The organism is Crocosphaera chwakensis CCY0110, from assembly GCF_000169335.1.
GTDB lineage: Bacteria > Cyanobacteriota > Cyanobacteriia > Cyanobacteriales > Microcystaceae > Crocosphaera > Crocosphaera chwakensis.
In genome coordinates, this window is sequence record NZ_AAXW01000027.1 from 38,251 (window position 1) to 61,319 (window position 23,069).

Sequence of the window (23,069 nt, forward strand, 5' to 3'; positions counted from 1 at the left end):
ATTAAAGTAAATTAGTAACAGTTTTTAGCTTATTAGCCATAATAACAAATTATTTCTGACTTTAGAGATCCACAATTAATAACTATCGGGCTATTGGTTTAAACGTAATTGTGGATAGAATCCCATAGAAAGAAAATAAAGTTTTTATCAAAAAACTTAATAATATAGACCTAACGATTAACAATTATCTCTACATTCCTATGCACTTCATTTAATAAGCGATGAGACATTCTAAATAACTCTTGACCCGTATGTAGATGAGAATCATCATAATTGCAAGAAAACCATTCTAACTCTTCAATGCCATCAGCAAGATGATTCAAACAATAGTAAACAATGGCTGCTATTTTAGCCAATTTCGGGGGATTGGGTTGAGAAGAAAAAATGCGTTTTGCTTGTTGCAAATCATGGCGAGAACAGCGCACATAATCTTGAAAAACTGCCATTAATTCATCATCAAACGGGTCAGCAGCTAATTCATCAATTTGCTCATTTAAGCGGTTCAAAATACTCGAAACTAAGCGATCAATGGGACGATAAACCTTCTTTAACCATTCATCAATTAACCCGATAGAAACCTCTTCAGTTGCGCGACGACTTTGATAATAAGAATGGGCTTGGGCTGTCCTCTGTTGTCGTCTGGCCGAAGGATAATTAGGGATTAACTGTTGATCGTAGCTTTGTCGTCTTTGGGGGTCTCCCAATATCTCATAAGCTGCATTAATACGGATAATCTGTTCATGATTAGCAGTTTCCTGGCGACTGTCTGGGTGAAAACGCTTGGCTAAACGACGATACGCCTGTTTTATTTCCCTTTGAGTTGCAGTGTGACTAACTTCGAGGATGTGATAATGATTCGTAGATGTCATGACAGTCTAGAAGATCAGAGAACAGCAACCAACCCTTTGCTTAATTAATCATGGCCAGTTGAGGGGGTTCGACATTTTGGAAAAGAGGGGTACTTAAGTAACGTTCTCCAAAACTGGGTTGAACCATTACGATCAGTTTACCGATATTTTCAGGCCGTTGGCCAACTTTAATGGCAGCACATAAAGCAGCCCCTGTAGAAATACCGGACAGTAACCCTTCTTCTTTGGCCAACCGTCGTCCGTAGGTCATGGCCTCATCATCGGTTACTGTTACCACCTCATCAATTAATTCAACTTTTAAGACTTCAGGGATAAAACCAGCACCAATGCCTTGTATTTTGTGTCCTCCTGGCTTTCCTCCCGATAAAATGGGGCTGCTAGTGGGTTCAACAGCGATCGCTTGAAAACTGGCTTTTCGTTGTTTAATCACCTCTGCGACACCGGTAATGGTACCGCCAGTTCCCACACCAGCAATTAAAATGTCAACTTGTCCATCCGTATCTTCCCAAATTTCTTCGGCGGTGGTTAAACGGTGAATTTCGGGGTTAGCGGGGTTATTAAATTGTTGCAACATATAAGCATTGGGCAGGGTTTCTACCAATTCTTGAGCGCGACGAATACAACCACTCATCCCTTCGCTACCGGGGGTTAATTCTAATTGCGCCCCATACGCTTTCAACATGGCTCGACGTTCTTGGCTCATGGTTTCGGGCATGGTCAAAATTAATTTATATCCTTTGGCTGCTGCTACCATTGCCAGAGCAATACCCGTGTTACCAGAAGTCGGTTCAACTAACAGGGTTTTTCCTGGAATGATTAACCCGTCTCGTTCGGCTGAATTAATCATATTAACCCCAATACGATCTTTTACCGATGCTGCTGGGTTCATTCCTTCTAATTTAACGACAATTTGCGCTTTACAATCTTCTGCTTGAGGAATACGATTTAATTGGACTAGAGGAGTGCGGCCAATTAACTCAGATACATTGTGAGCAATTTTCATAAATCTTGTCTTAGTATACTTAATGACTTATTCTTTGGTTGTAGTCTCTCATTTAGTAGTTATCACTATTTTTTAGGGTTTCTTCATTTTTGTTGTCATAGGGATTTTCAATTCAGTCATTTTGCTTTGAGTTATTGTTTTCGGCTAGTATCTTTGGCAAATACGCGCATAATTTTCGTCGCTAGATGAACCTCTGTAGATCACAAAGCCAGTTTGAGACAAGCGATAGTTGCAAAAAAAATAAATAACTTTTAGTTGTAATGACAGTCAAGATTATCAAAAGTCTGAATATAGTTTAGCATTTCCTTAGTTAGAATTATCACAAGTACTACCCTTTGTTCAACAAAGTTTAAGAGATAGTAAGACCAAAACCCTGCGAGATTTTCGTCAATGGGTTCGCCATTTTAGTTAATTATGAGGTCAAACTTTTTTCGACTCTTTCTATATCTAAATCAGAAAAATAATCGATCGCCCAATTAGACAGTCGCTGCATAAAATGATAAGGATAAGTATTAGCAATCCCTACCACTTGCATTTTAGCTTGTTTTGCTGCTTCAATCCCTGCTGGTGTATCTTCAATCACTAAACAACTTTCAGGGGTTAATTGTAAGTTATTATCTAATTCATTAAACCTTTGAACTGCTAATAAATAACCGTCGGGTTCTGGTTTACTTCTGGGAATTTCATCACCGCCAACAATTACCTCAAAATAGTTTAAGATTTCTGCTTTTTCTAAAATAAATTTAACTTCAGATAGAACCGTTCCTGTTACTAATCCAATTCGTAAATTATGCTGTTGTAAATGGGTTAAAAAATCTTTTAATTCAGGATAAATAGGGAGTTCTTTTAAAGCCTCAATTTTTTGACGATAAGCGGTAGTTTTGGCTTCAATTAAATTATCCAAATACTCATCAGATACCATTCTTCCTCGACGAGATAAAATATCTAATAAACAAGCGCGATCGCTTCTTCCTAAACACAAATCTTGATATTCCTCAGCATCGGGACGTAAATTTTCTCCTAATAAAATTTCATTGATCAATTCTTGATGAATATCTTCATCATTAATAATAACCCCATTAAAATCAAAAATAACTGCTTTTAACATCTCATTGTTATCACTCATATCAATTAAGTCTGACTGCTTTCTAGTATAGTATCAATCATAGAAGTATTATTAAATTCCACTTTTTTACCATCTTCACAGGGAACTAAGGTTTGAATGAGGAAGTCTTGGATTTTGTTATGTTCATCAGCAACGATAACCCTTGCTGTATGACCCCTTTGTAATACTTCCTGGCGATCGCAATTTTCATAAGCATAAATAATTAATAAATCCCCTGGTTGACATAATAAAGCAGCCCCACCATTGGGACAGATTTCCCCTTTTCCTGCTTCTCCTGGGATAACATAGGTAGAAAATCGATTACCATTATTTAAGTTAACAATATCAACTTCTTCGAGGGGCAACATCCCTACTTTATCCAGTAAAATCGGATCGATTGTAATACTACCGACATAATCAATATTTGCCTCAGTCACTTGCACTCGATGTAACTTAGCGTGCATTAACTTAATGGTTCCCATATACGTTGATTAAACTAATTCTATTTCTATCCTGACACATTTTGCTCTTAATTATTAATTGTTAACTATTCATTATTTAAGATAACCCTGGTCAAAATTGAGCTATTCAGCTAAGATGCAACTGTTGTCAGTCAAATTAAGATGAATGAGGGAAGAAAATAAGACAGCTTGGTTTATGTTAATTCCGGCTTTAGCTGTACTTGCTTTTGTGTTTGCTTATCCCATTGGACGCGCTTTTTGGTTAAGTTTATTTACAGAAAATTTAGGAACTCAATTACAACCCGTTTTTTCAGGCTTTACTAACTATCTTCGTATGGCAGGAGATGGTCGTTTTTGGCAATCAATGTGGAATACTTGGGTATTTACAGGAGTTAGTGTTTTTCTAGAATTAGTGTTAGGAATGATAGTGGCTTTAGTATTAAACCAAGCCTTTTTTTGTAGAGGTGCAGTTAGGACTATTTCTATGATTCCTTGGGCGTTACCTACTGCGATTATGGGGTTAGCGTGGGCTTGGATTTTTAACGATCAATATGGGGTAGTTAATGATATTTTACAACGTTTAGGAATCATTAATACAGAAATTAATTGGTTAGGTGATCCCACTTTAGCAATGATAGCTTTAATTGTGGCTGATGTTTGGAAAACAACCCCTTTTATTAGCATTATTTTATTAGCCGGGTTACAATCAATTCCTAAAGATTTATATGAGGCTCATTCCCTGGATGGGGCTAACCCTTGGCAGAGTTTTTATCAAATTACGTTACCCTTAGTTATGCCCCAAGTTTTAATCGCTTTATTGTTCAGATTTGCCCAAGCTTTCGGTATTTTTGACTTAGTTCAAGTGATGACAGGAGGGGGACCAGCCGGGGCAACGGAAACCGTTTCTATTTATATTTATTCTACAGTCATGAGATACTTAGACTTTGGTTATGGTGCAGCCTTAGTTGTGATTACATTTTTATTATTAATTGCTGCTGTTGCTTTAATCGCTTTCTTATTAAACCAAGTGAGAAAAAGCGGACAAGGAAGCTTATTTTAAATACTCTAAAATAGTATTAACGTTTAAGAAAATTAATTATGAATAACAAAAAAATTATTCTTTATCTCTGTGTTTTTTTGGTAATTATCTTCTTTATCACTCCTATCATTTGGCAAATTTTAACTTCTATCAAAACCAATGAAGCCATTTCAGCAATTCCTAATGTCTATATTCCTAAAACTATAACCTTTGAACATTATATTGAATTGTTTCGGAGACGACCCTTTGGACTTTATATTTTTAATAGTGCCTTAGTTTCTATTGTTTCTACCTTCATTTGTTTAGTGGTTGGTTCTCCTGCTGCTTACGTATTAGCCCGAATAAACATTCCAGGAAAAAATATCATTTTAGGCTTAGTTTTGATTATTTCTTTATTTCCTTATGTCTTACTATTTTTAGGGTTATTAGAAGTAATCAAATTGTTTGGACTGGGTAATAATTATTTAGCTTTAATTATTCCCTACACAGGAATTAATTTACCTCTAACTATTTTAGTGATGCGTAGTTTCTTTGAACAACTACCTAAAGATTTAGAAGATGCAGCCAGAATTGATGGTTATAAAATGATTCCCATGTTGCTACAAATATTATTACCGATGACCCTTCCAGCCTTAGTGACAACCGGAATTTTAACCTTTATTTTTGCCTGGAATGAATACATTTTTGCCCTCACTTTTATTACCCGTGAAACCATGAAAACCATTCCCGTGGCCACGGCTCAGATAGGAGGTGCAACTATCTTTGAAATTCCCTATGGTCCCATTGCAGCAGCCACAGTTTTAGGAACTTTTCCCCTTGTTTTATTAGTCTTATTCTTCCAGAGAAGAATTGTCGAGGGATTAACCGCAGGAGCCGTGAAAGGGTAAAATAAACTGCTGTATAAAAGATGTATTAAAATGGACTATGTGAGGAGGTTTAAAAATGTTAGATTTGTTGGCTTTAACATTAGGAAGTTTATTAGGAAAAACGCCCCCATCTATTGAGGTAGTTCCTGTGGTTGCTTGGCAAGAGGCAAAAGTGTTTGATGTTCCCACCCAATCTGATCCCGTCGTAGAATCGATTATTGCTGATTATCTGAAAAATTTAGCTTCTTTAGGGTTTTCTGCCGATAAACAAGGCATTTGGCTGCAATCAGACTGGGCTTATTTAGGAAATCATCAAGCGAAAACCCCGTTATCGGCCGCCTCTTTAACAAAAATTGCAACCTCTTTAGCTGCATTGGAAACCTGGGGAACCGAACATCGTTTTGAGACAGAATTTTTAACCGTTGGAACCATAGAAAATGGCGTTTTAAAAGGAGATTTAATTGTCAAAGGAAGCGGTGATCCCTTATTTGTTTGGGAAGAAGCGATCGCAGTGGGTAACGAACTTAATGAACTGGGAATAAAAGAAGTAACTGGCAACTTAATTATTGTTGATAATTTTGCCATGAATTTTAAATCTGATTCCCAAACGTCCGGACAATTATTACAATTAGCCCTTAATTCTAATCGTTGGACACCTCTTATTAAACAACAATATCAAAACTTACCCCCCAATACCCCTAAACCTGAAATTACCATCAAAGGAACGGTTAAAGTTGAAAAGAATGTGCCTGAGACAGCACAAACCTTACTCACCCATCAATCGTTAACCATGGCCGAATTGCTCAAACAAATGAATATATATAGTAATAATGTCATGTCCGAGATGATCGCCGAGTCTGTGGGTGGGGCTGCTGTTGTCTCAGAAATGGCAGCCAAAGCAGCTAAAGTTGATCCCCAAGAAGTCCAGTTAATCAATGGATCAGGGTTAGGGGTAGAAAATAGAATTTCTCCTCGCGCTTCAGTGGGAATGTTAATAGCGATGGAAGAAAAATTAAAAGATAATCCCTTGAGTGTGGCTGACTTGTTTCCTATGGGGGGACGTGATACCACAGGAACCGTTCAATGGCGAAATCTTCCCGATGGCGTTGCTGTGAAAACAGGGACCTTAGCCCAAGTTAGTGCTTTAGCTGGCGTGATCCCTACCAAAGAACGGGGTCCAGTATGGTTTGCCATTATTAATCATGGATCGAATGTTGATCGCTTTCGGGTTGAACAGGATCGCTTCTTACAAAGGTTAGCAACCCATTGGGACTTAACCCCGGTGGTTTCTCCTGTAAAAGCCACCGAATCCGTCAAATTAGGCGATCCGAAACGAAATTTAACCAAAGAAAGTTGAGTTTAAGGTGGGCATTGCCCACCCTATTAAAGAACTGTATATCCTAATTTTGCCTGTTTCCAAATAGCTGATAAAATACCGATAGATATAAAAACTAACATTAATCATCAATTAAAAATCAATTAAAAAATGTTGCTGTTTCTTGTGTTTGTTTAACCTTAATTAATTTGATTTGAGACTCAGCAACTTCTACGATATCTTGAGTAATTAAACCTTCTACACTGTAGCCATCTTCTCCTTGAAACATGGGATAATGTTCAACAATTACCCCAATAGAACCTTTTTTAAGATTAAACTCAGGAATATCTTCAGTTAATTGGACTTGAGAAAATAGAGGAAATGTCATTAGTGTTATTTAAGTTTCGAGATCACACTATATTATTATGTCAAAATAAAACTTTTAGCTAAAAAGTAGGGTGGGCATTGCCGACCCTACAAGATTTTTAAGCAAAAAAAAAGTCGGATGCACTGGTGCAAGATGTCAGTTTAGCCTACAGGAGTAGCAGGTAAGGGTCCTCCGGTGGTCACAAACATGGCGATCGCGAAATCACTACTATCTAACAGTGTTTTATTGCTCAAGGTAGCAAATTGACCTCCACTCCCTAAGCCAGCGATCGCACCATCAGCGTTATAAAAAAGGTTGCCTGTTGTTGTATTATAAACAATCAAAGCATTGCTACTACCAGCTAAACTCGCCTCAACGGAGCTAGAACTATTAATTGTGGCAAATTCATGAGCCTTAAGGGTTAAATCGCCATTTCTAGTTAATTGATTAAACGTTTTTTGAGATAAAAGAAGGCGATCGCTACCTTTGGTAAAATCAGTTATGGTATCGATACCGACATCGCCAAAGCCAGAAAAACCACCAAAGATCAAGTTGTCGTTACCAGCACCACCAGTAAGGGTATCATTACCAGCACCGCCATTAAGGATATCATTACCAGTACCGCCATTAAGGATATCATTACCAGCATCACCAGTAAGGATATCATTGCCAGCAGCACCATTGAGGGTATCATTCCCTGCACCACCTGCCAAAGTGTCATTACCTGATTTACCGAAGAGATTATCATTAAAGCTCGTACCAATCACATTAAACTGTGCAATATTGTTATATCTGAGAATGATTTGACTACCCGAAAGCGTCTGGATAACTGATGAATTATTAGGCATATTAATGCCTGAGCCATTGACAAAATTGCCATGAGTCGCGTTACTATAATCTAGGATGAGAGTATTATTGCCCGATTCACCATCTACCTCTCGATCAAAGATATTATTGGTGAAAAAGAGCTTAATCGTATCATTTCCAGCCCCTGTTCTAATGTTTTTAATGACTCCTGATGTATTGGCACCATTGGCGATGATCGTATCATTACCACTTCCTAACCAAATGGTATCTAATTCCTCAAAATTTCTGACTTGGGCTGTTGTATTGCTTTGGAGTTGAAAGTTTTGTACAGTAAGATTTAAGGTTACATCAGTGTTTACAAATGCAAAATATAAGCTGAGGCGATCGTAACCTATTCCACCATCGAGAATATCGTAACCACCACCATTGGGTACAGGATCAAGATAACTACCATTAGAAATGATATCGTTACCAGCACCGCCATTAATAATATCAGTATCTCCTCTCCCGTTTAAAATGTCATCGAACTGTGTACCCGTAATGTTGAAACGTTCAAAATTAAGACCTGTGAGAACTTCAACTGCGCCTGAGCGAGTTACAATGTCACTAACAAAACTTCTATGGGTTAGTTGGATACCTGTATGATAATTAGTGTAATCTGCAACTAAAGTATCAATACCTGAACCGCCATTAGCATATCCGAATTGGGTGTAAATGACATCATTCCCTTCTTCTCCATAAATTTCGTCAACACCACCATTACTGTAGATAGTATCATTACCCCCTCGACCATAAATGATCTCATCAAAAATCGTACCAGGAATAGTATCATTGCCTTCAGTTCCTATAATGGTAGGTAAGCTGGTTGGCTCATCAGGGGGAAGAATTGGCTCTTCTTCTAGTCCTGAAGGTAATAAGCTATCCACATCGGAGTCTTCGTTAATTAATAGCATACGGATAAACTGCCCTGAGAAAGATTAGATTCTTATCATAATAATCACCTTCAGGCAAAATGGGGGGACTTTGGAAAAAGTTTTGCACTTTATTCCTCATTCCTAACAGGTATTCTCTCTAAAATTCTCTCTCCGAATACTTTGTCTAATTCTAAATAATCTAAGTGAACGTAACCAATATGACAGTGACAGGTTTCATTCGTGCAAAGACGATCGCCTAAAACACTTTCCCAGTTGGAATGATAGATATTACCAATGGGTTGTTTGATAAAATGACAGCGACGCATATTTCCATCGCCATCTACAGAAATAACAGATTTACCTGCTTTACAAGAGCGATCGCGAGAAGGATAATGATGGGTGTTGAGAGGAAACAAAGGATCGATCGCTTCAAAAAATTCTAAGTCAGCTTTACTCATGTTAGGTAATTCTTTTTTTACCGCATTAATCCACAGATAAACATCATCTGGTAGTTCTTGGCGCAAAGTTGCAATTTCTGATTTAAACTGAGGAAAACCAACAACCCCTGCACTAAAGGATACTTGACGGCGATACAACTCTAGACATTGAGACAAGTAGCGATCGCGTTTTACCCATTCTGGATGAAAGGTTGCCCACAGTGCTAGTTTATTTTTATCACAGTCTTCTACCCAATCTAGTTTGCAAGATAAGTTAGTTTGAATTGCTGCTTTTTTTACATTAGGTAAGTTGGTTAGTCTAATTAATGCTTGTTGATACCAATCATGTATTAAGGCTTCTCCCCAAGGAGTAAATAAAATAGAAAAATCATGTTGTTGATTTTGCTCTATCCAATTAATAAATTTAGTTAATTCCTGTTTGTCTTTAGCTAATTCTATGGCTGACTGTTGTTTTTTGGCAAAGGGACAATATTGACAACCATAGTTACAACTAATTAGTGATCCGCGATAGAGAATTGATAAGTGCATTATGAGGAAAGGATGAATGATGAACAATAAATAATGATGAATTATGAATGATGGCAAAATTATTCATATAAAGCCAAATAACGATCTGTTCCGTAATTTTCATTGTAATAATATATGTCTTGTGGTTCGGCAATAACATTACAATTAAGTTGCGATAATTTATTCACCATTTCTGGAGATAATAAATTCATGGAAACATTAAGCGTATGAAGATTATTAATAGCAGGACAATTTAGTAATATTTCTGCACCTTTATCTGTTAAAGTACCTCTAGAAAGATTAAGCATTCTTAAACGTTTTATTATTGGTGAATTTTTAAGAAAATCAATCAGATCATCAGCCCATTCACAACTACATAAGCCTAAATATTTTAGATTAGGAAAATGATCTTCAAATAATAGTGGCATCAATAAATCATTTAAAAATTCAATATCGTTTCTTCTTCCACGATATTTTTTCCTTCTATAATCACGATTTTTTCCTAACCATAATTCTAAATATTCTAATTCTGGCAAATCAAGAAGCATAATATTTTTCAAAACATAATCGCTTAAACTTCTAGCTTCAACAATTAAACTTTTTAAACAGTTGTGTTGTATATGACTAAAATCTAATCCACCATGACATTGAAGTTGTAAAAGCTCTAATTTGGGATAAGCTTCTAAAAGAGGTCTAATTTCATCCATCCAAATTTTATATCTTTTATAGTCACTTCGAGAACCCAAAGCATAACCATCTGAAGTCTCATCAGCTAAAAATAAGGCTTTAAGATTTGGTAATTGTTCATGTGCATCTAGTAATAAATTGACACATTCTTTGTAAGATAAGGATTCTCCTCTATCATAATCATACCAATCTGACCACATTGGACAATATAAAGCCTCAATTTTGCTTCCTTGAGGTTCTATTATTTCGAGTTCAGAAATAATATTATTAAATTGTCTTAAATCGATTCTATATGAAGTGTCAACAGGATCGTCTAAATAAAATTCTAAATTAAAATCTTTCAAATTCCAGTCGCTAAATTGAACAAAAAGAGAACTTAGATCGTAATTTAATAATGCTTGTTCTGCTTTTACTGTTTTATGATTTCTGAGAATATTAACAGCGTGTTTTCTTGTTTCTTGAGAAGGATTAGATAAAGCATGAATAACTAAATCTAATCCTTCATCTTTATAAGCGATCGCATCACTTAACGCAGATTTAATTACCTCAATATTATTGCTCTCTAATCGTCTTTTAACTCCTGTTATTCCTCCCAATACTAAACCATTAACAGGAGGTGGATTATTTCCACCTAAAACTAAATCGTACTTTTTAGGTTGATTTTTTTCATTCATCTTTCATTACCCATCTGATTGTATTTATTTTATAAGCGATCGCATTTTATTTTTTATTCCCAGCTACCTTCATAATAGCTATCTCCTTCATGATAGGGATCGTAATCGCAAAGTACAGTACCTCTTATAGCAGCACCTTCAAGATTAGCCCCATCTAAAATAGCTCCTTCTAATTTGGCATGAGCGAGATTAGCTACACTTAGATCGGCATTAGTTAAATTAGCATTTTTGAGATTTATCACTTTAAGATTAGCATCAGAAAAATTAGTATCAGTTAAGTTGGCATTATCTAGATTTACATTCCAAAAATCTGCACCAGAAAAATCTCCACCTGTAAGATTTTTGTCTCTAAAATCTATTTTGTATAAATCCGAGCCATTAAATTTTACTTCATATAAATTTGCCTCACTAAAATCTATATTCTGGAGTTTTGCATTAGAAAAATTTGCATTTTTAAGATTAGCTTTTGAGAAATTTATATTTTTTAATTTTGCTTCTTCAAAATTCGCTTCTTCAAGATTAGCTTCACTAAAATTTAACCCTTCCAATTCAATTCCAGTAAAATCTGCTTGGCTAAAATCCACTCCTTGAAAATCAATTTGTAAGTTAGGATTTTCAGATCGCCATTTTTCCCATCTGTAGACGCTATCTTTAAGCAAATACGGTAAATATTTTAGTAATTCTTTTTGTCTTGCCGAGATAAATGTATTCCAAAGTAAATTAAATGTTTCCCAAAGTACATTACCCGATCTAGTTTCAATAATTTCAAATAATAAATTTTCTCCCTCTTTTCCATAATTAATTGCATCTTTAATCGCAGCAATTACAACTTCTTCCTTATCGCTAGCTAAACGACGTTTAACTCCCTCAATACCACCCAATACCAAACCATCAACAGGAGGCGGATTATTCCCCCCTAATACCAAATCATATTCTCTGGGTTGCTTTTCCTGACTCATAATGTATTCCTCATCATTGATAATTTATTATTCCCAATTTTTTATTTTAAATTAGCAATCACTCCTCTTTCCACTAATACCCTTCCCGTTAATAAATCCTTTACCGTTGCTAAAAGTACCCGATTGTTATCGACAGCAAAATCAACCGCAATGCGATCTATTCCCACTTCTCCAGGGGGATCGAGATGCGCTAGACAAATAGAATTGCGATCGCCTTCTAAAGAGCTATACTGGTTTGAGGAGCGTAACTCACCACTTGTCATTCTTCCTTCGGTATCAAAACTAACCTCAGCTTGCGATACTTGCGCTACTTCCCCAATATCGAGACGGATTTCTGTTTGTCCTTCTGTCGCAACTTGAAGGGTTAAAGGTTTATCGGTAGTACAGGGATATTTAATACCAGCATCGAAGATATTAACGTAAGTATAACTTTTAGTTTGAGGTTCCCAGAGACGAATAGCGTAACTGTGACGTAGATAATCGTCTATTTCAGTAATTTGACTTAAAGCTAATGCACCATGACAAACAGCTTCAAAAGGTTTATCTAACCTAACTTTTTTCTTGCCAAAATAAGAAATAACTAATTGCTGTACTGCAGGAATTAATGAGCTACCACCTACTAATAGAACCTGTTCGATATCGCCTTTATTAATACCTTTACCTAAGGCGATCGCAACTATTTCATCTAAAGCATTGCGTAACTGTTCTAATAATTGCTGTTGTTCTAATATTTCTTCTAGTTTATCTCGGTCTAATTCTAAGTCATAAGACATAAAGTTTTCATCATCAAACCAGCTTTCTTTCGCTTTTTCCTCTTTAGAAAGACGAATTTTTAGCTTTTCTGCTATTTCTAATAAATTTTGCCAGCCAATTTTACCGACTGATTCTCTTGATGTATTAATAGAACGTAAATAATCTTCCACTATCCAGGTATCGATATCTTCTCCTCCCACATAAGCATCAGATTTAGCAATTACTTCTGCTTTTAAAGTCTCGGTTTCTGAAGCATTAAAGACAGTACGAACCAAACTTAAATCGAGCGTACCGCCACCAAAATCTAAGGTTAATACTAAAGAACCAGGTTTTTGAATAGCATAGCCTAAAGCAGCAGCAGTAGATTCATCGATTAATTGTACTTCTGTTTCTAAGCTATTACCTAAGTCTCGAAACCAATCTAGATATCTTTCAAATGCACCAATAGGAACACTAAAAATAACTTTTGATGGCTCTATATTTTGTTGTTTGATCTGTTGCCATATTTGTTTAATAAATAGTTCGGATACTAATTTTGCTGTATAGCTTTGATTATCTAATTGTTTTGGTGGTGCTTGAAAATCGGCTGCTAAATCCCGTTTAAAGGCTTTGAATAAGCGCTCGGGTTGAGCTAGTCCTAAACGCTGTCCTCGGACTTTTTCTCCTAACATTAATTGGTTAGCTTCTTTGATAAAAACGAGAGTAGCGTACAGCGATCGTTTAGTTTTTCCGTGTATACTATAGTAATAACGAGAATTCCGATAATCTAATAGTGTGCTGCTTTGTGTCGGGTCTATAATACTAACTACGGTATTACTTGTGCCAAAGTCGATTGCGATAATAGTCATTGGGGAAAGGATAAGTTAGGAATGATCAAACTTTAATCTTATTGTTCCCTAAAGCGATGAAAGATTATAATTTAACTTGCCAGAGTTTTAGATTAGGTATAGTGTTATGAAGGGTCAAATTTCCGCTGCGGGTTGTTATTATATCAACTCCTTTGGTAACAATAGTATTACCATCTGGACTTATTGCAATTCCACATATTTTCTCGTGGTTTAAAGTAGCTAAATGTCGCTCTGTTTTAGTGTTAAAGATTTTTATCTCGTTTATATATTGTGGATATGGCTCGTATTTTGCACAAGCTAGAATACTTCCATCTGAATTAACACTAAAGAAATCTGAAGGATCACTAGCTTTTAATTGTATTAGACCATTATTATTCGGCAAGCTACTATTAGTCACAATATTATAATCACTCTTAGTACAAACAATATTTTCTCCAGTTTTGATATCCCATTCTTGAATTGTTCCATCTTCACTAGCTGTAGCTAAAATACTACTATCATTATCAATTGCTAGAGAAGTAACTTTTTTAGTATTTCCTTTCAATATGTGTAGCTTTTTACCTGTTTTTAAATCCCAGAGTATTATTGAATTATCTTTTTGATTTGGTTCAATCATGGTTTGACTGCTAGTAGCTAAGATTTTTCGATCTTTACTAATAGCAGTATTAACTCTCACTGTTCCAAAGTTGGAATGTCCATATAAGGTACGAATAATTTGCTTTTTACTTACATAGTCGATTTTTGAATCATCATACAAAGTATCAACTTCTTTTCTGCTAATTCCAGTAGATAAATCGATTATTTCAATTTGATTGCAGCAAAAATTATCTTTTGGCGTACCAGTAACAATTAAAGTGTTAGTTTCTGGGTGTATATATAAAGAAGCAATACGATCAGGAACATTTGAAATAAAGTATTGTTCTGATAATAATTCTAGTTCTGGTAACTTTGTTATTTGCGATTGACTTAAATTCCATTCTACATATCTAATCACATTTTCTCCTGAGACAAACTCAAAATCAGAAACGCAATATAATAGCTTTGTTTGATTAAAAATAATAAAACCACCAGTTCTATCTGGTATTTTCACGTCATAAATACATTCAAAAAAGCGATAGGGATTAAAATTTAGTATTGCATCTTTTACTCTAGGTTCTTTTCTAGATCGTAATATTAGATAAGCATTTATTCTTACTCGATCTGATTCATCTTCTAAAGCCTTAATTACTAAATCTAAACCTTCATCACCATATTTAATAGCATCAGATAATGCAGCAATTCTTACCTTAACATCATCACTTGCTAAACGTTTTTTGACTCCTTCAATACCACCTAATACTAAACCATCAGTAGGAGATGGATTATTACCACCTAGAACAAGATCGGATGGTTGTGGTTGCTTCGATTGATCATTCATCTTTACAGTAATTTATTTACAATTTACACATTGAGATATAAGCAATGCTTACTTATTATTCCCAAATATAAATGAAAGTTGCAACAAACAAAAAAAGTATCAAGTGCGATCGATTTTTAAATTCGTCAATTTATTATTCATATCCTGGCTCATAATAATGCTGGTCGTCAAATAACGCACCTTTTAAATTAGAAGTTTTTAAATTAGGAGGAAACCTAGGACTGTTAATACTGCTAAATTTTGCTCCTTTAGTATTTGCTTTATCGAGATTATTATTACCAAAAGTACAGCGAGTAAAATTTGCACCTCTCACATCCAAACCAGTAAAATTTACTCCTGTCAAATCCGACCATCTAAAATCTGCCCCCCTTAAGTTAACACAATCGAATTTAACTCCTTTAAGATTAGATAACATCAATCTAATGTTTTCTAAATTAGAGTCTTTAAAAATTAAATTAGCGATACAATCAATACGGAAATCAGCACTTATTAAATTACAGTTATCAAAAACAACATTTTCAAAAGATGAACCATAAAAATAAATATTTTGAAGATTTACATTTTTAAAAGTTACATTTTTAAAGATTATATCTGAAAATGAGGTGTTAGAAAAAGAATAGCTGTGATCAATAAGCATATTTTGAATGCAAGCATTATTGCAAAAATCAGTATCCACAAAAATAGCATTACTTAAATTAACTTCATCTAATTCTGCTCCATAAAATAGTGCTTTAGTCAAATTAGCATTTTCTAAATTTGATTGTTTTATATTTGAACTGACAACGGTGGTATTCTTCAAATTTATTTGACTTAAGTTTGTTTGAAAAAAATTAATCTCGTATAATAATAAGTTACTTAAATTAGCTTTCTTTAGATTAACTTTACTAAAATCTACTTGATGTAATTCTTTGTTGTATCCTATATTAATTGCTGATAAATTAATTTCAAAATTAGGCAATGTTTGTTTATATTCATTCCAACTATCTACATTCTTAGGGATAAAATCAGCAAAATATTCTAGTAATAGTTCCTTGTAAATCTTATTTTTAGTGTTTGAAAGTAAAACAGCAGCCAGCCATTGAATTTTATCATTTTCTGTAGCAATAAGATCGAGTAACCAAGCTTCTCCCGTTTCGCCATAAGCAAGAGCTTTTTGTAATATAGCTATTTTCTTTTCTTCGGAATTAGCATTATTAAATTGTAGTTTTAAACCTTCAATACCACCTAAAACTAAACCATCAGTAGGAGGTGGATTATTCCCACCTAAAACTAAATCGTATTCTTTAGGTTGTTTTTCTTCATTCAATTCATCACTCATCTTTCTTAACTGGTAATGTGCGACTTACTTTACTAGGACATACAATATTATCGTCAAAGCGATAGCCAATAAAGCGAATATAAACAGTATCACCTTCTTTAATATCATCGGAATCTGCTTGATGAAGTTGAGGATTGTATTCTACTTCTTGCCAAGGTTCGCCAATGGTTTCATAGCCCCAATCTGATAGTAAATTACCTAGAGGAGTAAATAAGGCGACTAAGTTTTTAGCTGGCAAATCTGGTTTGTGTTGTGCCATTTTTATAGCAGAAGGATAATTAGCTAAAAGGGTTTGCAACTTAGTGAAAAACTCTTGTTTTAAATCTTTGGTTGTTTGTTGCGATCGCTCATCTAATTCGACTCTTAATCTAGCGCATTGTTGTTGTAATTCAGCTATTTCTTCATCTTTTGCTTTAATAAGATCGGCCGATTTATTTTGAAAGTGGCGATCTAAGAAAAAATATAACATAGCAAAGGCGATCGCTACAAAAAATATAGCTAATAACAAGTAATTCATAATTTTGATTATGACTCCTGATTATCTAAATATTGAGTTTCAGAATTAGTAATATTTTCTTCCCCTTGATAGTATTCGGGTAACAATTCTTGTGATTCTACTGTTCCTAAAGCATCTTCTAAGGGTGCAGTGGTTTCAGTACAGCTTTCTCCCGAAGCATTAATTACTGTTTCGGTAATTTTGCCGTCTTTTCCGATACGGTATTCGATTTTTTGATATTCAGCCATGTTGTTAAAAAATGAGTGTTGAATGATGAATTAGGGAATGATAAAGAAGAGATAAAAAAAGCGATCGCAATTGAGTCAATTAACAATGGTACAAGATTATAATTCCCAAAAACCCCATCATAATGTAGTTCGAGAATTAGATTTAATGCTAAGGGCGCGTTATCCCCTTCTATATATTGTTTCTGTCGAAGAAGAACCTATTGATGAAGTGCTTAATTTAGTTACGAATTTATCTCAACCTCAACGCAAGATTACTACTTGGGATATTGTACGGGGATGGGATAGTAACGGTGGGGATAAGGGTTCGGTAATGGCTGCTTTGGGGAAAGTGGCGAAAGCAGATAGTAACGATAATACGATCTTTGTCTTGCGAGACTTGCATTTTATCCTAAAGAATCCTCAAAGCGATCGCAATGCCCCTGTAATTCGGGAAATTAAGAATTTAACCAAGGAATTAAAACGCAGTCGTAAGACATTGATTCTTACCAGTCATACGTTGGAAATACCCGAAGAATTTGCCGAAGAAGTTACCGTCATTGATTTTCCTTTACCCGATGCCAAAGAAATCGATTACCTAATTACTCAGTTAGTTGTACCAGAAAAGCTTAAAGTATTGGGTTTGGCGCGAGAACAACTGGTAAAAGCCTGTCAGGGATTGAGTCGGGCGAGAATTCAAAGGGTATTAGCTAAAGCCTTAGCAGCCAAACAGCAGGTAAACGAAGCGGATATCGATGGGGTACTCGAAGAGAAAAAACAAACCATTCGTCAGACGGGTATTTTAGAATTTTTTACTACCTCAGAGTCTCTTAAAAATGTCGGTGGGTTAGAAAATCTCAAACAGTGGGTAAAGATTCGTCAGGATGCTTTTACCGAAGAAGCTAGAAGTTATGGTATCCCCAACCCCAAGGGTGTCTTACTCGCAGGTATCCAAGGTACGGGTAAATCTCTCTCAGCAAAAACCATTGCCCATGAATGGCGTTTACCCCTATTACGGTTGGATACGGGGCGGTTATTTGGGGGTATTGTCGGGGAAAGTGAAAGCCGAGTCAGACAGATGATCCAAATAGCCGAAGCGATCGCTCCTTGTGTATTATGGATCGATGAGATTGATAAGGCGTTTGGTAATATTAGTAGCGGTGTGGATGGTGATTCTGGTACATCTCGTCGGGTATTCGGTTCCTTAATCACATGGATGCAGGAAAAAACCAGTCCTGTGTTTATTGTCGCTACTGCTAACAACGTTAAAATTCTCCCTGCGGAGTTGTTACGCAAAGGGCGTTTTGACGAGATATTTTTTCTCAACTTACCCACAGCTAAAGAAAGAGAAGAAATCTTTAAAGTTCATATTCAACGGTTGCGCCCTAGTCGCTTGAGAGATTTCAACTTAACTAAACTTGCTGCTGCTGCTAATAACTTTAGCGGTGCGGAAATTGAACAGGTAGTTGTCGACGGAATGTATCGGGGGTTTGGGGAAAGAAGAGATTTTACCACGGAAGATATTTTACAGGGCATTCATGAAACAGTACCATTAGCTGCGATCGCCCATCAACAAATTGAAGACTTAAAACAATGGGCAGCCGAAGCAGGGGCGCGTACAGCTTCGGATAATGTTGAATTGGTACAAGAGTTGAAGGAATACAACTTACAACAAACGATTAGTCCTTTAGAAGTCGATTAAAATTATGGATAGCCCCCTAAATCCCCCAGCATTGGGGGATTTAGGGGGAAAATCTACAAACTTATCATTCATCATTCAAAATTATGTCTCACTTTACTACTATCAAAATTCAAATTAAAAACAGCGAAATCTTACAGGAAGTTTTGCAAGAATTAGGCTATCAAGTCGAGTGCAATACTACAGTCAGAGGTTATCAAGGAAATACTACCCAAGCTGAATATGTAATTAGACAAAATAATGGTTACGATCTCGGTTTTCGTCGCAGTGGCGATATCTACGAAATAATATCCGACTTTTGGGGTGCAAAGATTAACCAGAAAGAATTTGTAAATAGCATTAACCAAAAGTATGCTCATAAAACCTTAATGAATTCAGTAAATGAGCAAGGTTTTGATATTGAAGAAGAGGAAGTTTTAGAAGACGGTACAGTTAGGGTGGTTGTAGGAAAATGGGTTTAGACAAATAGCGATCGCCAGCGTAATATTGAGACAATTTAGTTTTTTCCTTAATCATTAGCAAGTGGTGGGGAAATGTAAATATGTATCGGTATAATAGTTGAACAATAAGTCAAGTACGCAAATTATCAATTTAAAATGATGGATAAAAACAGAAAACCTCAAGAATATGATCTCGTATTGGGTGGCAATAATTCGCCTCCTGTGGATGGTTTGGTATTGGGAGGAATAGAAGGAGTTAAAAAGCGTTTAGAAAGTAGTGATGTTAATGCTAGGATTGCTGCTGTTAGAGAAGCTTTAAAATATGGTGATGAAGGGATTGATGTAATTATCAATACTCTAGAAGATTCATCTAGATTTGTTCAAAATGCTGCTGCGAAAGCATTAAAACAAAACGGTGGTTTACGAGGAAAAGAAGCAATATTAAAATGCGATCCCTATTTATATTTTAGTTTTGTAGATAGAGGAGAATTTAATCTGGAGAGGTTTTCTACTTTAGAAGAGTTTGCTAATTTATTAACAGATTCACAAGCTAGTGAAATAGAGGCTTTGTATTGTGGATTAGGTTCTGAAGGTCAGTACCTATTTGGACAGTATTTAGAAGCTATTTGTGACGCAAAAGATCAATTGCCAAATCTTAAAGCATTATTTATCGGAGATGATGCACAACGCCAATTTAGAGAGTCCTATCTTGATGTATTTGACATTAGACCATTTCTAGAAGCTTACCCTAAGTTAGAAGTATTACAAGTTAGTGGGAGTTTTTTTGTATATCCTTTAGAATGTGAAGGTTTTAGACATGAAAACTTGAAAACATTAATAATTGAAACTGTGGATTTAAGTAATTATAATTTAACTCAAATATGTAACTTAGATTTACCTATGCTGGAATATTTAGAAATCTGGTTGGGAATAAAAATATATTCTATAGATAATGAATTAGATAGTTTATTTTTAGGTAAGTCTTTTCCCAATCTCAAATACTTAGGTTTAAAAAGTGCAGGACCAGCAGATATTATCGCTGAAAAAATTATTAATTCTTCTCTTTTAGACCGCCTATTAATTCTCGATTTATCTATGGGATGTTTGACTGACGAAGGTGCTAACTTACTGAGAAATTTTCCCAAAATAGAAAAACTACATACTTTAGATATTTCTGAAAATTACGGATATTCTTATGAAGATGGAGGACAAAAATATTATTGTTGCGATAAGGGAAGTGATCGCTATTCTGCTTTATATGAATCTTTATATGAATAATTTTAATAATAAATAGGACATTATTTACTATGAATTCTCTTGCTTCTGTACAGTTACAACATCTCCATACTGTAGATATTAATCTTAATAAAATTCATTCAATTGCCATTAGTCCAGATAATCAATATCTGGTTGCTGGTGGAGGGAATGATCGCTATAGAATACCAATTTCTCTACAAGTGTGGAAACTTGATACGGGGGATTCTATTTATTCTTTGGAAGGTCATACTGCTGATATCAATGGTGTAATAATTAGTCCAGATAGTCAAAAAGTAATTAGTGTTAGTAGTGATTCAACAATTAGAGTATGGAACTTAGAAACAGGAACAGAAAATTATCATATTCCCAATAATAGCCGTCAAAGTAATCATTATTATGTAGTAGCTATTCATCCAAATAGCAAAGATTTTATTACGGCTGATAATAGTGATAATAGAAAGATAAAAATATGGGATTTAAAAACAGGTAGAGAGTTAGATAGCCTATCATCTAATACTAGAAATAACTATGGAATTTATGCTTTAGCTGTTAGTCCAGATGGTAATACTTTATTTGGGGGTGGTGGAAGTAGCTATATTCAAATTTGGGATTTACGAACTAAACGAGAAATACGTGCAATCACTGGACATTCTTCAGTAGGGCGATCACTTTGTATAAGTCCCGATGGGAAAACTTTAGTTAGTGGTGGCGATCAAAGAATCAAAGTTTGGGATTTAGAGACAGGTGAAGCCAGATTATCATTTTATGGTCATGCAGATTTAGTTCGTGGTGTAGTTATTACTCCAGATGGGAATACTTTAATTAGTGCGGGCGATCGCTTTATTAAAATGTGGGATTTGAATACGGGTAAGAAATTAAACACTGTTGAAGCCCATGATAATGCAATTTGTGCCTTAGCTTTAAGTAATGATGGAACAATTTTAGCCAGTGGTGGTGTTGGAGGAAAAGTTAAAGTTTGGCAAATTTTACAACAATAAAAAATTAATCAGGAAAAATGAATTATGAACAAGCAAAATAGAAAACCCACAAAATACGATCTTGTACTGGGTGGTAATAATCCTCCTCCTATAGATGGGGTTGTTTTAGGAGGAATAGAAGGCGTTGAAAAACGGTTATCTAGTAAGAATTTTGAGGCAAAACTTGCTGCTGTTACCGAAGCTTTGAAATATGGCGATAAAGGGATTGAATTAATTATTGATACTTTAGAAGATTCATCAGAAGAATTTCAATATGCTGCTGCGAAAATTCTCAAACAACAAGAGAGTTTAGATGCTAAGCAAGCATTATTTGATTACGATCCCTATTTATTTTTTACAACTCTCAAAGATTGGAATCATGTTATATATAATCCTGAAGTTGGAATCAGCGATCCGATTAATAATGCTTATATTGTAAGATTAGATAGTTTTATTAGAGAAAGTAGAGTAGCACAATGGAACGGTGGAGAAAGAGTTGTCAGACAAACCTTTTACAAAGTAGATACCTTTAAAGCCTTATTAGCTACTCCTCAAGCAAAAGAAATAACAGCCTTATCTTGCCAGATTAATGATTGGAATGACAGATATGAAAATCGTGAATTTGGTATTTTTTTAGAAGCTATTTGTGACGCTGCCCAGCAATTACCTAATCTGAAAGCTTTATTTATTGGCGATGGCGATCCTGAAGATAATATGTTTAGGAAATCCTATCTAGATGTATTCGATATCACACCAATTTTAGAAGCTTATCCTAATTTAGAAGTTTTACAAGTCTGCGGCAAATTTTCCGACTATCCTTTTGAATGCGAAGGTTTAAAACATGATTGCCTTAAGACATTAATTATTGAGACAGCAGATTTAAGCGATTATAATCTTGAGGAAATTTGTTGTCTAGACTTACCTGAATTGGAATATTTAGAAATTTGGTTGGGTAGACGAATGAGGAGAAATGAAGTTGATAGTTTAAGTTCTATTTTGAATTATAATTCTTTTCCTAATCTAAAATACTTAGGTTTAAAAAGTGGTGAGGATAGCGATCTCGTTGCCCAAGCTATTATTGATTCTCCTATTTTAAAACATCTTTCTGTCTTAGATTTATCAATGGGAACTTTAACCGATGCTGGGGTAGAACCTTTATTAAATTGTCCTGAAATAGAACAACTTGACACTTTAGATATATCTAATAATGCTGTCTCCGAAGAAGCAATCGGCTTTTTATCAGAAATAATTTATAATTTAATTGCTGACAATCAAGCCAACACTCCTTATGATAGTTATCGTTATTCTACTCTACATGAATAGGTTATAAAGGGATAAATTAGGAGGGATGAATAATGAATGAAGACAAAAAACCTAGAGGTTACGATCTCGTATTAGGTGGCAATAATCCACCTCCTATTGATGGCGTAGTTTTAGGAGGAATAGAAAGCGTTGAAAAACGGTTATCTAGTAATAATTTTGAGGCAAAACTTGTTGCTGTTACTGAAGCTTTGAAATATGGCGATGAAGGGATTGAATTAATTATTGATACTTTAGAAGATTCATCAGAGAATTTCAATATGCTGCTGCAAAATTCTCAAACAACAAG

22 protein-coding genes and 1 pseudogene are annotated in these 23,069 nt (G+C 35.1%); 9 read left to right on the forward strand and 14 right to left on the reverse strand.

Translation table 11 applies throughout. From position 1 onward, the window contains the following. Window positions 1–170: 170 nt before the first annotated feature. The 4 genes from CY0110_RS16420 to panD form a co-directional block, all read right to left on the reverse strand. Window positions 171–869: a J domain-containing protein gene (locus tag CY0110_RS16420; protein WP_008276615.1), complete on the reverse strand. Its 699-nt coding sequence runs from the start codon at window positions 867–869 to the stop codon at window positions 171–173. A gap of 40 nt (window positions 870–909) precedes the next feature. Further along, the gene (gene cysK, locus CY0110_RS16425) at window positions 910–1,872 is read right to left on the reverse strand and encodes a cysteine synthase A (RefSeq protein WP_008276616.1); all 963 of its coding nucleotides are present in this window, start codon (window positions 1,870–1,872) and stop codon (window positions 910–912) included. 412 nt (window positions 1,873–2,284) lie between these two features. Next, window positions 2,285–2,980 carry an HAD family hydrolase gene (locus CY0110_RS16430; protein WP_008276617.1) on the reverse strand — a complete coding sequence of 232 codons (696 nt, stop codon included), beginning with the start codon at window positions 2,978–2,980 and terminating at the stop codon, window positions 2,285–2,287. Window positions 2,981–3,003: 23 nt separating this feature from the next. After that, on the reverse strand, window positions 3,004–3,459 hold the full coding sequence (panD, locus tag CY0110_RS16435) for an aspartate 1-decarboxylase (RefSeq protein WP_008276618.1): 456 nt from the start codon (window positions 3,457–3,459) through the stop codon (window positions 3,004–3,006). Between the two features lie 145 nt (window positions 3,460–3,604). On the opposite strand from panD, the gene CY0110_RS16440 reads away from it, so the two are divergent. From CY0110_RS16440 to CY0110_RS16450, 3 genes are read left to right on the forward strand one after another with little or no spacing between them, the layout of a single operon-like run. Beyond that, entirely contained in the window at window positions 3,605–4,498 is an 894-nt protein-coding gene (locus CY0110_RS16440; RefSeq protein ID WP_008276619.1) for a carbohydrate ABC transporter permease, read from the forward strand. 38 nt (window positions 4,499–4,536) lie between these two features. Continuing rightward, window positions 4,537–5,364, forward strand: coding sequence for a carbohydrate ABC transporter permease (locus CY0110_RS16445; RefSeq protein WP_008276620.1), 828 nt, complete (start codon window positions 4,537–4,539; stop codon window positions 5,362–5,364). A 55-nt stretch (window positions 5,365–5,419) separates the two neighbouring features. Next, entirely contained in the window at window positions 5,420–6,700 is a 1,281-nt protein-coding gene (locus CY0110_RS16450; protein WP_008276621.1) for a D-alanyl-D-alanine carboxypeptidase, read from the forward strand. 118 nt (window positions 6,701–6,818) lie between these two features. Here CY0110_RS16450 and CY0110_RS16455 read toward each other — a convergent pair whose 3' ends face one another. The 10 genes from CY0110_RS16455 to CY0110_RS16500 form a co-directional block, all read right to left on the reverse strand. Beyond that, the gene (locus CY0110_RS16455) at window positions 6,819–7,046 is read right to left on the reverse strand and encodes a DUF4926 domain-containing protein (protein WP_008276622.1); all 228 of its coding nucleotides are present in this window, start codon (window positions 7,044–7,046) and stop codon (window positions 6,819–6,821) included. A 140-nt stretch (window positions 7,047–7,186) separates the two neighbouring features. Further along, entirely contained in the window at window positions 7,187–8,785 is a 1,599-nt protein-coding gene (locus CY0110_RS31415; RefSeq protein ID WP_008276623.1) for a calcium-binding protein, read from the reverse strand. Window positions 8,786–8,874: 89 nt separating this feature from the next. Beyond that, a complete protein-coding gene (locus CY0110_RS16465; protein ID WP_008276624.1) occupies window positions 8,875–9,732 on the reverse strand; it encodes an STM4011 family radical SAM protein in 858 nt (285 codons plus the stop codon). A gap of 59 nt (window positions 9,733–9,791) precedes the next feature. Next, on the reverse strand, window positions 9,792–11,072 hold the full coding sequence (locus CY0110_RS16470) for a hypothetical protein (RefSeq protein ID WP_008276625.1): 1,281 nt from the start codon (window positions 11,070–11,072) through the stop codon (window positions 9,792–9,794). Window positions 11,073–11,125: 53 nt separating this feature from the next. Then, window positions 11,126–12,031, reverse strand: coding sequence for a pentapeptide repeat-containing protein (locus CY0110_RS28000; RefSeq protein WP_008276626.1), 906 nt, complete (start codon window positions 12,029–12,031; stop codon window positions 11,126–11,128). Between the two features lie 41 nt (window positions 12,032–12,072). Further along, window positions 12,073–13,632, reverse strand: coding sequence for an Hsp70 family protein (locus CY0110_RS16480; RefSeq protein WP_008276627.1), 1,560 nt, complete (start codon window positions 13,630–13,632; stop codon window positions 12,073–12,075). Between the two features lie 64 nt (window positions 13,633–13,696). Next, a complete protein-coding gene (locus CY0110_RS16485) occupies window positions 13,697–15,049 on the reverse strand; it encodes a hypothetical protein (protein ID WP_008276628.1) in 1,353 nt (450 codons plus the stop codon). Between the two features lie 133 nt (window positions 15,050–15,182). Then, complete coding sequence (locus CY0110_RS16490) at window positions 15,183–16,367, reverse strand: pentapeptide repeat-containing protein (protein ID WP_008276629.1); 1,185 nt, start codon at window positions 16,365–16,367, stop codon at window positions 15,183–15,185. Further along, entirely contained in the window at window positions 16,360–16,884 is a 525-nt protein-coding gene (locus tag CY0110_RS16495) for a nucleotide exchange factor GrpE (RefSeq protein ID WP_008276630.1), read from the reverse strand. Before CY0110_RS16495 ends, CY0110_RS16490 begins: the two co-directional genes overlap by 8 nt. A gap of 8 nt (window positions 16,885–16,892) precedes the next feature. Then, window positions 16,893–17,111, reverse strand: a complete 219-nt coding sequence (locus CY0110_RS16500) for a DUF2997 domain-containing protein (RefSeq protein ID WP_008276631.1) — start codon at window positions 17,109–17,111, stop codon at window positions 16,893–16,895. A gap of 85 nt (window positions 17,112–17,196) precedes the next feature. On the opposite strand from CY0110_RS16500, the gene CY0110_RS16505 reads away from it, so the two are divergent. The 6 genes and pseudogenes from CY0110_RS16505 to CY0110_RS16530 form a co-directional block, all read left to right on the forward strand. Continuing rightward, window positions 17,197–18,789 (forward strand): AAA family ATPase, encoded by a 1,593-nt coding sequence (locus tag CY0110_RS16505; protein ID WP_008276632.1) that lies wholly within the window; start codon window positions 17,197–17,199, stop codon window positions 18,787–18,789. An 83-nt stretch (window positions 18,790–18,872) separates the two neighbouring features. After that, window positions 18,873–19,247, forward strand: a complete 375-nt coding sequence (locus tag CY0110_RS16510; RefSeq protein WP_008276633.1) for a DUF1257 domain-containing protein — start codon at window positions 18,873–18,875, stop codon at window positions 19,245–19,247. 201 nt (window positions 19,248–19,448) lie between these two features. After that, complete coding sequence (locus CY0110_RS28005) at window positions 19,449–20,504, forward strand: HEAT repeat domain-containing protein (RefSeq protein WP_198139190.1); 1,056 nt, start codon at window positions 19,449–19,451, stop codon at window positions 20,502–20,504. 29 nt (window positions 20,505–20,533) lie between these two features. Further along, window positions 20,534–21,481, forward strand: a complete 948-nt coding sequence (locus tag CY0110_RS16520; protein ID WP_008276635.1) for a WD40 repeat domain-containing protein — start codon at window positions 20,534–20,536, stop codon at window positions 21,479–21,481. A gap of 24 nt (window positions 21,482–21,505) precedes the next feature. Then, the gene (locus CY0110_RS16525) at window positions 21,506–22,783 is read left to right on the forward strand and encodes a hypothetical protein (protein ID WP_008276636.1); all 1,278 of its coding nucleotides are present in this window, start codon (window positions 21,506–21,508) and stop codon (window positions 22,781–22,783) included. A gap of 32 nt (window positions 22,784–22,815) precedes the next feature. Further along, window positions 22,816–23,069, forward strand: a pseudogene (locus tag CY0110_RS16530) (hypothetical protein); the annotation flags it as partial.